The 14019-nt window shown below is 44.4% G+C and carries 9 protein-coding genes; 7 read left to right on the plus strand and 2 right to left on the minus strand.

Features of this window, described 5'->3' with window-relative positions; all coding sequences use genetic code 11:
- Positions 1–504 precede the first annotated feature (504 nt).
- Both ANPL_RS03270 and mnmA read left to right on the plus strand, forming a co-directional pair.
- Positions 505–1533, plus strand: coding sequence for a hypothetical protein (locus ANPL_RS03270; RefSeq protein WP_169193330.1), 1029 nt, complete (start codon positions 505–507; stop codon positions 1531–1533).
- A 152-nt stretch (positions 1534–1685) separates the two neighbouring features.
- Positions 1686–2831: a tRNA 2-thiouridine(34) synthase MnmA gene (gene mnmA / locus ANPL_RS03275; RefSeq protein WP_169193331.1), complete on the plus strand. Its 1146-nt coding sequence runs from the start codon at positions 1686–1688 to the stop codon at positions 2829–2831.
- A 486-nt stretch (positions 2832–3317) separates the two neighbouring features.
- Here the strand turns inward: mnmA and ANPL_RS03280 are convergent, their stop codons facing one another.
- Together ANPL_RS03280 and ANPL_RS03285 are read right to left on the minus strand one after the other, a co-directional pair.
- Positions 3318–3794, minus strand: a complete 477-nt coding sequence (locus ANPL_RS03280) for a hypothetical protein (RefSeq protein ID WP_169193332.1) — start codon at positions 3792–3794, stop codon at positions 3318–3320.
- 30 nt (positions 3795–3824) lie between these two features.
- Positions 3825–4343: a demethoxyubiquinone hydroxylase family protein gene (locus ANPL_RS03285; RefSeq protein ID WP_169193333.1), complete on the minus strand. Its 519-nt coding sequence runs from the start codon at positions 4341–4343 to the stop codon at positions 3825–3827.
- Between the two features lie 831 nt (positions 4344–5174).
- Between ANPL_RS03285 and ANPL_RS03290 the strand changes: the two genes are divergently transcribed.
- The 5 genes from ANPL_RS03290 to ANPL_RS03310 all read left to right on the plus strand — a co-directional run bounded on the left by ANPL_RS03290 (position 5175) and on the right by ANPL_RS03310 (position 13631).
- Positions 5175–5702, plus strand: a complete 528-nt coding sequence (locus ANPL_RS03290; protein WP_169193334.1) for a hypothetical protein — start codon at positions 5175–5177, stop codon at positions 5700–5702.
- The gene (locus tag ANPL_RS03295; RefSeq protein WP_169193335.1) at positions 5678–6595 is read left to right on the plus strand and encodes a hypothetical protein; all 918 of its coding nucleotides are present in this window, start codon (positions 5678–5680) and stop codon (positions 6593–6595) included. The genes ANPL_RS03290 and ANPL_RS03295 overlap by 25 nt, the downstream gene beginning before the upstream one ends.
- Positions 6596–7288: 693 nt before the next feature.
- Entirely contained in the window at positions 7289–9136 is a 1848-nt protein-coding gene (locus ANPL_RS03300; RefSeq protein WP_169193336.1) for a hypothetical protein, read from the plus strand.
- Positions 9137–10116: 980 nt separating this feature from the next.
- On the plus strand, positions 10117–11487 hold the full coding sequence (locus ANPL_RS03305; RefSeq protein ID WP_169193337.1) for a hypothetical protein: 1371 nt from the start codon (positions 10117–10119) through the stop codon (positions 11485–11487).
- Positions 11488–12206: 719 nt separating this feature from the next.
- Positions 12207–13631 carry a hypothetical protein gene (locus ANPL_RS03310; protein ID WP_169193338.1) on the plus strand — a complete coding sequence of 475 codons (1425 nt, stop codon included), beginning with the start codon at positions 12207–12209 and terminating at the stop codon, positions 13629–13631.
- Positions 13632–14019 lie beyond the last annotated feature (388 nt).

The raw sequence follows: 14019 nt of genomic DNA on the forward strand, positions 1-14019 counted from the left end.
CTCGGTCCTGATCTTGTTGGAGGCAGCTTCAACGCTGCTCCTGTGGTACGAGGAATCTGTAACTTAGCTCTACGCAGAATCGGAATACTTCTACACAAAGAAAACCAGGAACATGTGTACCTCACCCTGTTTGTAGCGTTATTTTCTTCTCCCTCTACCAAACGTTGTGGTTCAATATGTTCTGTAGATCAGGCACCGCAAATGACTGTCCTTGCTATTATACTTGTTTGCTCTCTGTTATAGGACTTTTCATGGGGCTGGAGACACAACACTGCAAAGTTGACAAGACAGACAGGATAAAACACGACTAGACCCATTCTGTAAAAACACTTAATGATGCAGCAATTATGAATAGGGCTCAATACCTGCTTGCATATTCGCCAGTCTAACATACATCACACATACCAATACATTTCTTCACATCACCTAATGCGCTATAGATGAGCAGCTTAGTATGTTTATAATAATTTAACCCTGGAGCTTTAATATGCACGGTTGTGGTTGTTGATAGTTATTGTCGTGGACTATTTTAAGCAGTTGGTTGCCTCTTCTGTGCAGCGTAATGCCACGCACTTGTACTGCACAGCAGACAAATCCCCTGCTATAAAAAAAATGGGAAGGCTGGAGTTCTTGCAGGTCAGAAAAAGTAGCGCTCAGGATTTGCAAGATATCGCCGATGGGTTGCTTAACAAAGAACAAAAGAGTAGGCTAGATTCAAATGGCCACATACTTATCAGGACGGGGTTTGACTCACTTCATAGATTACACATAAGAATAGTAAAAGATGCTTCCATATCTGAGATAACAACCATAATTGAGGAGATAAACACTCAAAGCCGTGCAGATCTTCCACCTGCATTGATACAGGCAGTTTCTTGCACACAAAGTGGGATGCTTCTACTCGGAGGAGCTCACCACCACAATAAACAACTCACCATTCGCTGCCTACTTGCCGAAGTGTGTGCTTTGCAAAGAAAGACAGTGCTGACTTTCGGAGTACACGACCTACAAAATTCTGTCTTGGAAAATACAATTATATCTTCGTACTCGTTGGAGCAGATGAATGTGAACCTTGTTCGCTTTCAAGCTGCGGATATAGTCATTTTTGGTGATGTTTCACCTGAAGTTATGGCCATAGCGCACGATTGTGTAATGCTGGGAATGTTAGTGATCATTGCTGTGGATGCCTCTAACATACCGAACACGGTAACCCGTACCATTTCGATGTTCCCCGATAGCGACACCGGTAAGAAATTCTTGGCAACCTGCCTGATCGCAGTAGCATTTCAGGTAATTATTACAACAAAAGTAAACTGCTCGAACTTGTATTTGTACGATTTTGTGCCGTGCAGTGATACCCTGCGACAAAAAATAGACGATGGACAAGAGTGGTTAGCAGGCAGCACGGAAATTGTCGACAAGATGAATAAGTTGATTGAAAACGGCGAGCTCGCTTACTACGACGTGCATCCTATACTGGCTGCTCTTACTGACACTGTGACAAAATGCGGCGAAGATAAAGACACATTCTAACACTGCCGTAATTTTATTGCGGTTTTGCTGCGCGCTGTGCCAGCGCAATTCCTGCCGACACCGAGTGGGTTCAGCACTTTTCACGTTGAAGCAGCGCGTAATCTGTCATACAATCCCGGCAGTTGCAGCAGCACCTTTTGTTTTTATTTACCATGAACATTGACGATTTACAGCTTGACCCCCTAATTCCTGGAAAACGCCCAGAAAACACAACTGTGGTCGTCGCAATGTCTGGTGGGGTGGATAGTTCTGTTGTAGCTGTTCTTTTACACAAGCTGGGATATAGGGTAATAGGCGCCACAATGCAGCTATATAGCGCACCGGCAGGTGTAGCTTTGGGCAAGAGCTGCTGTGGCAATGCTGATGTGCGCGATGCTAAGAGGGTGGCAGGCCTTTATGGTTTTCCTCACTACGTTTTAGATTACGAAGAGATATTCAGAAAAGAAGTCATAGATGATTTCGTAAATTCCTACAAACTCGGCGAGACTCCGATCCCTTGCGTAAAGTGTAATCAAAACTTGAAATTCAGGGACATGCTTAATATGGCGCGGACAATAGGAGGTGACGTGGTAGCAACTGGCCACTACGTGAGACGAGTTGTTGTGAACGGGGAACAACAAATTTGGTCAGGGAGGGATAAGAGCAAGGATCAAAGCTATTTCCTCTTCTCCATGACTCTAGAACAGTTGCAGTTTGTGCGGTTTCCATTGGGGGATTTAGTAAAAAGCGATGTTAGGAGCCTTGCTAGACACCTGAATCTAGAAGTTGCTGATAAGCCCGATAGTCAAGATATCTGTTTCGTTCCCAAAAATTACAAAGATACCCTCAACGCACTGGACCCCACTGCGGCAAAAAAGGGAAAGATAGTACACGTTGACGGCAGGGTGCTAGGAGAACACAATGGGATTGCAAATTTCACAGTAGGCCAGCGAAAAGGTATCAAGATTTCAGCCCCTGCCCCACTGTACGTGGTATCTCTTGATCCCAACAAAAACAAAGTAGTCGTGGGGCCTGCGTCCTCCCTGATAAAAACTCAGTTGTTCATCAAGGAACTCAACTGGCTATCAAAAGACAAAATCCCCTCTCAAGGGATATCGGTAAACGTGCGCCTGCGCTCATCTGCGGAAACGGTGCGGGCTACTCTCTCTAGAGGCAGAGAAGACAGCTATGGAGTAGTAATATTAGAGGAGGGACGAGTTGTTTCCCCAGGCCAAGCGTGTGTTATGTATGAAAACGAACGGCTCCTTGGCGGAGGATGGATACTGAGACCATCTTATTCGAGCATTTCCTTACAATAACAGCGCAATAACCTTTTGTCGTTTTTCCGTTTGGAAAATTTTGGATCCCATCCAAAAACAGTACATCCAGAGCAAGCTGCACCACGTACAACGACAAACGGCTCTTGCTGTAGACGAATTCCGTCATGCGCTATCGGCATTTTCTCGCAATAACAACTCAGTAAGCTCGCTTGCGTTTTCTGTTTGGAAAAATCTCAGCCACCTGATTCGCAATATAAGTGTATGCGTATGAAACTGTGAAACACCACCACGTACAACCCCACTGCAAGGACGCTGATTTTTCACATGTCACTAAGCAATTATGCGACAGCTCCAATGCCTGGCAAGAACCCACAAAACATGAGGAGGAAAGCACTACTATATTTGCATCACCACCAGGCGCCAGCGGCCCCCAGGAAAGAAAGCGCCCTGCCCTAGTGGCACTATCAAGCTTTTCGAAAAAATCAGCCGTCGCAGAATACGCTATGGTAAGGAAGAAACCCCGAACTACCCTCTTCTGACTAGCAACAAACAAAGCACATAACTAAGAGGTATCTGCTGTAGCAGATAAAACACCGGGTGATCTCCCCCAAACACCAAACTGGTGACAAGCTGCACCAGATAAACTAAAATCACTGTAACTAGCAGCCCTAGCCGATTTTCAAGGTCGCCGTACCTCCTTAGCACGATGATGTTGCTCAAAATATAAAAGACCGATGATGCCCCAACAGACGCAAAAAATAAGAAATCTCTGAAAAGGCCCACACTGAACAACGCCATACAGCCTGGAACTCTGCCCCTGCTGTGTAAAAACAGTAGCAAAACTATATCTAGCCTAGGAATAAAACCTCGAGTAACCCCGTTTGCAAGGAACTCCAAAGTCACCAGGGCTGCAAGCGCGAAAAATATGCCCAGATCACCTAGAAGCGTGGTCTCACCAGGTTCATTCCAACGATGCTGCCCTCGCCACAAAAGCTCTTCCATAAATTCCTCTCAAATCACTATGCCACAAGTCTACAACACTTTTGAAATAGCTATGCCTATTTTGCAGGCAGTCTTCACAAAATGGGAAAGCACCTTATAGCCCGGAGCTAGACTAGCCCCATGGTCTGCAGCTACTTCCATATGCTCCCTTTCCTCCTCTCTAAACTGCTCAATCATATCCTTCAACTCAGCATCACCTCCACAGCGCTCTAACTCCTTGGCCTGCTCATCGTAATGTGCACAGATTACTTCTTCAACAGCTTCCGTACAAGCCATAGCTGCTTCTTTCCCCAAACTCGCTGATACGTAACCCAGAGAGACCGCGGCAATGTGCCAAAGAGGCATAAATACCGTGGGACGCACGCGCCTCTCCCTTAAAGCTTTATCAAAGTAAGCAAAGTGTTCAAGCTCGTGCCGTTTCATCTCACGAATTCTTTCAACTTCAGCGGTATCCCTAAGCGCCAATTCTTGCCCATGGTAAATACAAACAGCAGCGTACTCACCGGCATGATCAACCCTGATTATGCTCTCTATACTCTTGCGTCTCATGTATCAACCACTAAGCTACCGCAATGCCTACAACGCCCAACAGTATTAAACTCTCACATCGGAACACCCGCTAAACCATAATACACAAAACATGAACAAACATTAAGCCTTACAAAAATAGGCTTACACATCTGTTACACAATCAAAATGTATATGACCTACTCTGGGCCTATATGCGGCACAAAATACACTTCAAAAACGCTAACGTATTTTTGCAACGCATTCAAGGAAGACTAAAGGCTTCCAGATATACACCATGGTATCTGCCACACCTATAACCCTACTCCTAGATTGAATGTATTATTCAAATATAGCGACTTGATTGGTGAAGGTTACTGCGCGAATTTCGTGGTACTGAGTCATCTCGCCCTTAATCATGTAGGCCATTCTGGAAGAATGCACACGCTAATTTTTAGCAAGCCGGCAAACGGACATCGCAAACCAAGTAACCATACTATGGCTACTGGAACGCGTATGCAAAGTCCTGCACAGCGTGTATCACGCTGCAACAACCCCGAAAAAATTTCTTCTATTTTTTTCTTGTGCCCTTATAATGAAAGCCGACACAATTCTTTACTTATAAGTTACACAGCGAGACACTTACTACAATCTAGTTAACTCATGACTAGTCTAATGTCATGTAAGGCGTGCCAGGTCTTTAGGTGCCCGTTTATTAAGTCATTTTTCGCAATCTAGCGTAGAGCTTTTTGTTTTTAGCTAAAAATCTTCACAATGATAAGCAGTGTTACGTTTTCCTTGTTTAGGATCTAGAAAATAAGTCACCACGAATTGAGGCAACATAAAAACAAAATTCATGCGAGGACTGAAACTATGCAAAAACGCTCAGTTGGAAGCATTCCCAAAAACAAAAATGGAATCACATCAACAGTCAACACAAAACAAGGTCAAGAAATGCAAACCCAAGATGTTGAAAGCTTACCTATCGGACAGCGGCGTTTAACTGCTTTAAAAACCCTTTGTGAGCGACTGCGTACTGGAGACACGTTGGATGCCTTGCGCACCGCTTCCGGGGAGGATATGCTTTCTGGAACATCGACACTAAAAGACCTTTTCAGATTGAACTGCTCCTTAAATGGAAAACCAATTCCGCTGACTACTCCTCCTGATGTGAGGGTGCTGGCCTCAGGCATATCGGAAGAAGAGCGAGAAAGCAGCTTTTCGCTTCAAAGGCTATGTAAACAAATGAGAATCACAGAACAGCAATATAGAGATATAGATAAATATGGCTATAGAAGAGATATTTTCTTCGCATTGCTTTTATTATTTAGGAACGCACAGGCTCATGAAAACGGGGGAACCTTCACGTTCCCAATATGTTGTTGCTCGAAGAACTGGTAACTACACTTAATCAAGAACTTTTCTTCTTTCCACATACTTACCTAATAGCATCTGAAGGCTACGCCCTTGAAAGCCTAATAGATGATAGCAACGAAGAGCTATGGTCTGGAAAGTTTTCCCCTACTGGTGATATTACTATAACATGCCCTGCTCCAAACAAAATTTCAGTTTTTGTAAAAGTAAAATTCCCGGCATGGTTGGGTACTACCACCGGAGTTGAATCCCAACTATCATATGATGTCGAAGTCATTGATGATGAATTCATCTCTTATCAAAACATCCGCACAACGTTTCTGTTTCAAGGAACCAACAGAAGACTTTTTGACAAAACATGTCGGGAATTCAGAAAAAACCCTGGCAGAGGCCACCATTTTCAACTAGACCCTCCTAATATCTTTCCAGAAAAAGAGGGGTTAATCATGGATGCCCAGCTAGAAGGCGGGGCATTCACCATCCAATCCATGCTCTCCCCTGTGCTGAAAAAAGTGACTCTACCTAGCGACATACAACAACCTTCAGCAACTATTTCTCCAGAGAAACCACGCTCGGCATGGCACACAATAGAAGACCTTTTAGGGCACATTGGCCGATGCATACAAAACTTTTATGTGGCAGCGAAGAACCTATTCTGCTGCTGGATCGCAGGAAAAGCAAAAACGCTTCCGCAGGACTACGACGACGTTGCCAACACAGTACACAAGAAATCAACTGAACGCAACACAAGAGTAGAGGCCTCTGTAAACACGAATAAACCATCTGCCTTGCAGCAGGCTGCCGACACTGCACCAGCACTCATAACTGCTGACGCTCAACCCGATGGGCACGCATCCTCAGTTAACGTTGGCCCAGCAATTGAAGATAATACCGCATCTAGGAACTGTGAATTGCGTTAGCTAATCTGTGCGCACAAATATGCGCTTGAAAAGCTTACTAATACACAAGCCGACAAAATACTCACACGCAGGATAGACACTATCACCCCAGCCTTTCGTCTACCCTCAAGAACTTGAGAAAATTTGCAAAAGGAAACACATGGGCACTAGGAGGGCTTGGGTGCATAGCCGGATGCTCGCACACCAAAGCCATTCTATTCCATCTCGACGCACCATCTCAAGTTGCAAAACAAAAATCCCTAGCGCATGGCCTAAATACGAAAAACTGCGGGACACCTAAACTTTACGCAGCATATCAAAACTACATAATAGTAAAATTATTAAATCTAAAACCCCCCATTGGATTAATTTCTTTATATTTATTAAATAAAATATTGACGCAATTCTTGACTATGTTGATATATAGTGAGACACTGTGGTACATCTACTAAGGAAATACATAGCTGTCGCTTTTATACCGCGTCTTAAGGAATTAGGAAATTTTGTGCGGTTATATGGTCTGAGGCTTAGAATGTATGTTTGGATAGCTGGATAAAGTCTATTTGAGTTCTACGCAACTCATCGGTGCGTTCTAATGAAAACGGGATCCCCGTCTATCGCATGTATTTCTTCGTGGTGCTTCTCCGTTCTATTTTTAAGGGGCGAACCAAAATGCCAAAGAAAAAGAAACAAAAAACACCCTTGGGGAGAGGTGTGTCGCGCAGCGTGTCTACTGAAAAAACAAGAAACTCACGGGCTCAGGAGCCACATGGGGAACATGTAAGGGAAAGGAGCCCTGAATACACAGCACAGCAAAATCGACAAACTCACGAACAGACAGGACCGCACGTGGAAAAGCAGAAAAACTTGGAGCTGACGACAACAAACACGGAGCATAGAACTTTAAACCCAGCAATGCTTGCGCATGAAACCTCTATAGTACAACAATACACACACACGCTAAAGGAACTCTTGGAAAACGTACAAAGGGATGGCGCTTTAAAATATCTGCGCCAACTACCCGATAATGGCCGGAGGAATGGGGATGATGCGTACTGGGATGTGTTTACGCGTTACGGCACGTTCCTGAATGACGAATCGGCATCGAGACATACCTCTGATCTCATAGGAGAGATGGCTTTCCAATGGAGAGAAAGACCATTAGAAGTGGGAGGGAACCCAGGGGAAAGAGAAGATATACCACAAGAGTTCTTAAGACTCTCTAAAATCACACCACAACAGTATAGAGCAAAAGACAAGGAAAAGTACAGGTCAAACGCGCATGCGGCATTGGTACAACTTTTTCAAGATAGTCAGAAGCGGAACCCTAGAAAAGAGTACGCGGTTCCCAATCCTATACTAATTGAGGAACTCATAAATATACTAGGCGAAAAGTGTTCGGGAAGGTTTTTAAATGAAACCGCAACCGCTATAGGGAGTACTCTGATATCTTTGGATTCTGCTGATCACCGTGAAGAACGCCGAAATAAGCAGAAAGTGATGGTAACTTGCACCTCACGCGACAAGATCAATGTGTCGGTATCACGCTCTATATACCAATCAGTCATTGAATCACACGTTGAGGCAAAAATTTCGTACGATGTCACAGCTGTTAATGGGCTTATTTCATACCAAAACTGCTATGCAAAGGTAACACTCCCCGTAGCGCCTTCAATATTGACCGAACTTAAAAAGCTTGAAACTGCTCATGCTTCGGGTGCTCGCCAACAAGCTCCCCTGGTCACCTACAAGACAGATGAACTCATACTAGAAGCTCCGATCCCAGGAGGTGCATTCACAGTAGCGTCCATGCTAGAGGAAGTTCCTCACATATCTGGAAGCAGCGTAGAAGCGCAACCAAGAGCGTATTCTACTCAACATGGAGGTACGTCAACCTCAGCTACACCCACAATCTCAGCGCGCAGCATACCTCAGTCTGCTAGTGTTAGTACAAATGTAGCGGCACAACGGTCTGCCGGTGGAGCCCGAAGTAGCAGCACAGTTTCTTCGTCAGTGACCCCTACTAAATCTACATCTGGCACATCGAGAACCGGTATTTCGAACGCAAGGGATTCGTATGCAAGAGCCCCTTATCGCTTAGATGACACAAGTACTGCTGTAGAAAACGTCCGGTCAACAGTTCCTTATAGAACTGCCCCAGCAAACGCGAGAGAAGGAACTTCTGTTCCTGTGGCACAACAAGAACACGCTTCAGGCAGTGGTAGCAGACGTGAAGAAAGTAGTTCCAGTAGTACAGAACAGACACACAGCAACTCTCTTTGGGCAAGAATACGCAACCTTTTCGTCGCAGCTTTCCGCAGTATCAAGAAATTCTTTGGCTCTATTAAGCTGCGTCGCGAACCATCCCCATATGCGGCCATGGATGACCCGAGATACGGGAATACCGTGAGAGCTCTGCTTCAACAGGCACGAGAAAGACATGCACAACGGTCATCCCATACCACTCAGGGTGCTAGCGCCCAACCCAGCAGTCATACGTCTTCTATAGACGTGGGGCAAGTCATACCGAACGCTGCTGCCAGGTCACGAGGTCGTTATTAAGTCACAACTGGGCTTAGTATTCTTGGACTCGCGCTTGAGATTATTTCTATCTCTAAGCGTGAGTTCGGATAAAGCTGGGACGCACGACTCTTTCTGTTTCTCCAGTAACCAGATGCCCTTGGGGCAAGGTGTGATTCAACCAGCTACGTGCATTTCACAATCTGCCAATTTTCGGTACTGCACCTGAAACTATAATCTCTGATAACATGCAGATACCCGCTTTCATAGGACATTCAAACCTGATACTCCACTTCTACCTAACGCATGGCCATAACACAAAATACGGGTAAATCCATACTGTTATCTTCTGAGGCCACAAGCTAAATTTATTAACTGGTCAGCTGCCATAACAGCGTAATCCATGCAGGGCAAGACTTACAGTCGCCCAAAGCTATCCTACAAATTAGCTTAATGGTATACTGTCTAAACCCCAAGCTGCAAAACATGGGCCACGTTGTTTACGGTTCATCAACAGATCTGGCCACCCAGGCATCTGCTAGGCCACAGCTTTGCCTATGGGAAGAGTCTATGTCTAATGGCCCAGTGGCTTTACGCTTCTACAGTACGTAGGTAAACATGTGCTAGTTATGGAGAAAAAACGCCGGGCGAGCCCAATGCCTAAATGTTCAGGTAGAATCTAAATACAAAAAATTCTCATAGTTAATACTTCTGCCATACCTACTTTTCTGACAAGTTAATAAAAAATATTAATACAGCTCTTGACTATCAAGCAGCAGAATGAAACACTGCTCTTTTAACTAAGAGAACATTCGCATTAGCCGTTTGTAGTAGGCGCTTTTGCACACTTTTCTGCAGAAGGTGGTTCACCGACATCACGGTTAAATTTCCATGAACGTCAGGTTGAACCGTTGAAGTTTACTCACCTAAACACAGAGTTGTTTTTTCTAAACTTGGAATAAACAATAAGACGCTGTGTCGCGGATTCTCTACCACATGTCATATAGTAAAGGATTTTGACCATGCCACAACACGTCGATCCTGATGTCCAGGATATTACCGACTCAACGCGCGCTCATCAATATTTCTGTACCTACCTAACGGCCATGGGGCAAAAAGACGATATAGCAATAATGCATTTTAGCAAAGTAGACTTCGTGACAGCAATGCGCGGACAACTACCTCAAAGCGTCTTGAATGGATCCGTAACGTTCCACGATTTGTTATCGTCCGATTTATCCTTAAACCGCTACTATAGCAAAGAGAAAATAAAAGGCATACTCCATAAAGCAACGGAAGAACAACGTGAAGCGGCATTCCCAAGACAGCAGCTATGTAAATACATGGGGATCACCGAAGAGACATACAAGGAAATAGATGTCGATAACAAAAGAAGAGATTCTTTCGTACTGCTACAAACACTATTCAAGAACGCAAGCAGCAAGTGGAGGATATGGGGTAAAAACAAAGTACCTCATATGCTAATCATAGAGGAGCTAGTAAATACTTTAAACACAGAGTGCCTAGGTGAGTTCCTATATGATGCGGCCATTGTTGCCGTAGAACGTGATGCCAATGTGAAAGAAGTACCTTGGATAGACCGCAATACACTTCCGAAAGAAAAAAGACTTCTTGTATCGTGCACCGATCCTAACAGAATTACAGTACGCGCCGAATACACGCTATATCCATGGTCAGAAACTCATTTGGGCATAAAGATGCGGGTTGAGTATGACGTTGCTGTGGTAGAAGACAGGCTTATATCTTATCAAGACGTCTACCCAACGATTTCATTTTCTACAACGCACAAAGGACCCACAGATTGGAAACGCATAAGACCCTACACATTTGACATGGAAAATACGCTACCACATCCTGAAAAATACAAGGGATATTGGGGCTGTGGCCGGCAAGCCAGTGGTTACTTAATAATGATGGGAATGGAAGGAAAAACATTCACGGCGCAGTCAATGCTTTCCTCAACACCTCAGGAAGCGCAACTACCAGAACCGGAGGCACAACAAACTGTTCCTGATGACAAAGGCTTGCTAAATGGAATGTGCGGGTTTTTCGCGAGAATAGCCAGCAGTTTCCGTAAGATTTTCCACGCCATAAAATTCGCGCTTTTTGGCCGTGAAACAAACCTGGAGACGGAGCAATCTGCTGAAGTCAGCTCCGCATTGGAAGACGCATCCAAGACAGACGATTCCTCCACTCCAGATGAAGCCGATCTGACCCCTGAAACTACCACAAGCCCTCAAGAGCAACAAGTTCAACAGCATGCTCCTGTCGCTGAACCTGGTACCACGGAAGCCGTTGACCGCCCCTGTGTAACAGTGGCTGCTGCAAATGTGAGTAAAGTCGGGGGTTCTGATAGAGCTTCGACGAGATAAGCAACCTGCTCTGTGCATAGGCCTGTCCCTCTAAGAGCTTATAGAACTGGCCTACAGTGCAATTAGTTAGGTTGCGTTGACCTTGTATAACAAAGTCAAAGTACGGTTTTCTCAGGTGAAAATTTGACACATATAAATTGTGCAGAAGCGACAATCCTAGGTTCTGCTACGCATGCAACAGGCTGGCGCAATACAGGGAGCGAATTACGGCAACTGTAGAAGAATACTCTTGCTCTATTCTGAACATGAAATAAAGTGCAAGTCGGACTGCGTTGGGTAAAAGCATACAACCCTGCGAGTTGATCACTTGAGGATACTATCCACTATCTTTGTAGCTTTCCATAGCAGAATGCAGATAAAATTTCCGCCTGTAGCGCCACCTTGTGTTTATTTTCCCTCAACCCGGAACTACTGAGCCAGTGAACATAGTGCTTCGTATTGAGATACTAACCTTCGTCTCCCCTCATTGGTGTTACTAAAAATATATTGATGTAGATAAATCAAAAATACCGTACAGTGAGAGTACCTTTGATGCCACCTTTACGCGGGTTTATTAGAGGGTAAAGACAACTCTTGACCACAAGTTAAGGAAGGGGATTATGTACTGCTTTTAGTAGTCGTACCATCATATTAAAACTCATTATTGTGTTTTCCTAACCTATTGGACAGTTGAACCGCGTATTATCTGCAGTCTTTATCAAGTTATAGGAGGGAGGATTTTGTCCACAACCAAACACAACACTACAGAAACAGATAAGGGACATACAGATCTCTCGAACACTCCTGAAGATTTTGGGACGTTCATGAGAAAAAGACTAAATGGAAAGGACATCTTTGGGGAACGTATTCAAAAAGTCGACTTCGTAGCATCCTTGCGTAACACACAGCAGGACGTGCTAGACGGCAGCGCAACACTCAATGATTTGCACACAACTAACCTATTCGTAAATCTCCGTTATGACGAAGAAGAAATACGAAAATTAAATAGCGCTACAGAAGAGAAAAAAGAAGCGTTGTTTCCAAGAAGGCAACTCTGTGAACATATGGGAATCACTGAAGAACAGTATAAGGCAATTGATGCGGGTGGTAGAAGGCGAGATGCTTTCGTCTTGCTCAAAACAATGTTCAAGAATGCAAGTCAGCATGAAAAGCAGAGCAATAAGAAAATACCTCACATGTTGCTTATTGAGGAATTGGTCAACACACTGAATACCAAGTGTATCGGAAAATTCCTATATGATACGGCACAATCTGCTATAGGAGATGAAGTGAGCGCCACACAAGCAGCTTCCTGGCCACGATACGGAGCACATCCTGATGAGAAAAGACTTTTTGTACGATGTATTGACCCGGACAAGATCACGGTACGCGCTGAATACTCATTGTACCCAAAACCACAACCCGACTTGGGCATAAAAGTGCGCATCGCGTATGATGTTGAAGTTTGCCAAGACAAATTTATCTCGTATCAGAACATTCACGCCGTTGTTGTCTTTCCTAGGACTCCTGCAGCAGCTGCAAACCCGGGGATGCCAGAGTGGGAAATAGTCAATACACGCAAAAAGGTTTTTGACGGCGTTTCTTCCCTCACCCAATACCCTGATCCCGCAATGGCAGGGTTTGTTCTTGACTACGATCTTCAAGGATGGGGTTTCGCTATGGATGCGATGCTGGTGGGAAAAACATTTACAGCACAATCGTTGCTATCAACAACGCTTCAGGAAGTAAAACTACCAGAGAACCGCGCACCGAGGGCAAAAGACCTCACTAATGCCGCAAAAGTCTCACAGCCAAAAACCGAAAACATCTGCGAAATCGCGAGCAAATTTTTTATGCGGGTAACTAACGGTTTTTATAGGTTTTTCTCCTACATAAAGGACGTTCTCTTTAGCTGCAAATCGAGCAAAACAAGAAGTACTTTCACGAAAAGTAGACAAACTAGCACGGAAAAGCTTCCTGCTGTCTCTACACTACGCGCAGTAGAACAGGTGTCTCCGCTGGACAGAGAGCTTGAAAAACCTAAGTTACCGCAGCGTGAAGAGAGTAGACCCACACCCAAGGTTTCTAAATTGTACGTGCAGTCGGCAACCGTGCCAATAAAAGACAATACCTGCAACACCTTTTATAGAATACCTTCTCTGTAGAAGAACAAAAGTCAGATAAAATTATACCGAGCCGTCCATGTAAGCAATGAGCAAGCTCGGGTATGCAAAACTAATCTTGCCTTGGTGCTTCTCGGTCAACAACACCATCAACCGATAGTGATAGATTGCTGGCAACTGTGACTGGCAATACTAGGCGCCATATGGCATATTCATATGCCTGCAATGGTCACAAAATATATTTCTCAAGATTTCCATGAAACATATAGTGCCTTAATTCCCTTTCAAGCGCGCTTTTTTGCCATAGGTTAACGCAAATATTAACTCAATTCTTGACTACAAAGTTGTAGAATGAAACACTAAGTTTTTAACTAATATAATATTGACTTTAACTATTAGCGTTGGTACTTTCGCACGCCTGCCTCCCCGT

Source organism: Anaplasma platys, assembly GCF_012790675.1.
Classification (GTDB): Bacteria; Pseudomonadota; Alphaproteobacteria; order Rickettsiales; family Anaplasmataceae; genus Anaplasma; species Anaplasma platys.

Bases quoted from the DNA above. Each gene is read 5' to 3' on its own strand.
- mnmA (WP_169193331.1), top strand. From the start codon at position 1,686: ATGAACATTGACGATTTACAGCTTGACCCCCTAATTCCTGGAAAACGC.
- ANPL_RS03280 (WP_169193332.1), bottom strand. From the start codon at position 3,794: ATGGAAGAGCTTTTGTGGCGAGGGCAGCATCGTTGGAATGAACCTGGT.
- ANPL_RS03285 (WP_169193333.1), bottom strand. From the start codon at position 4,343: ATGAGACGCAAGAGTATAGAGAGCATAATCAGGGTTGATCATGCCGGT.
- ANPL_RS03290 (WP_169193334.1), top strand. From the start codon at position 5,175: ATGCAAAAACGCTCAGTTGGAAGCATTCCCAAAAACAAAAATGGAATC.
- ANPL_RS03295 (WP_169193335.1), top strand. From the start codon at position 5,678: ATGTTGTTGCTCGAAGAACTGGTAACTACACTTAATCAAGAACTTTTC.
- ANPL_RS03305 (WP_169193337.1), top strand. From the start codon at position 10,117: ATGCCACAACACGTCGATCCTGATGTCCAGGATATTACCGACTCAACG.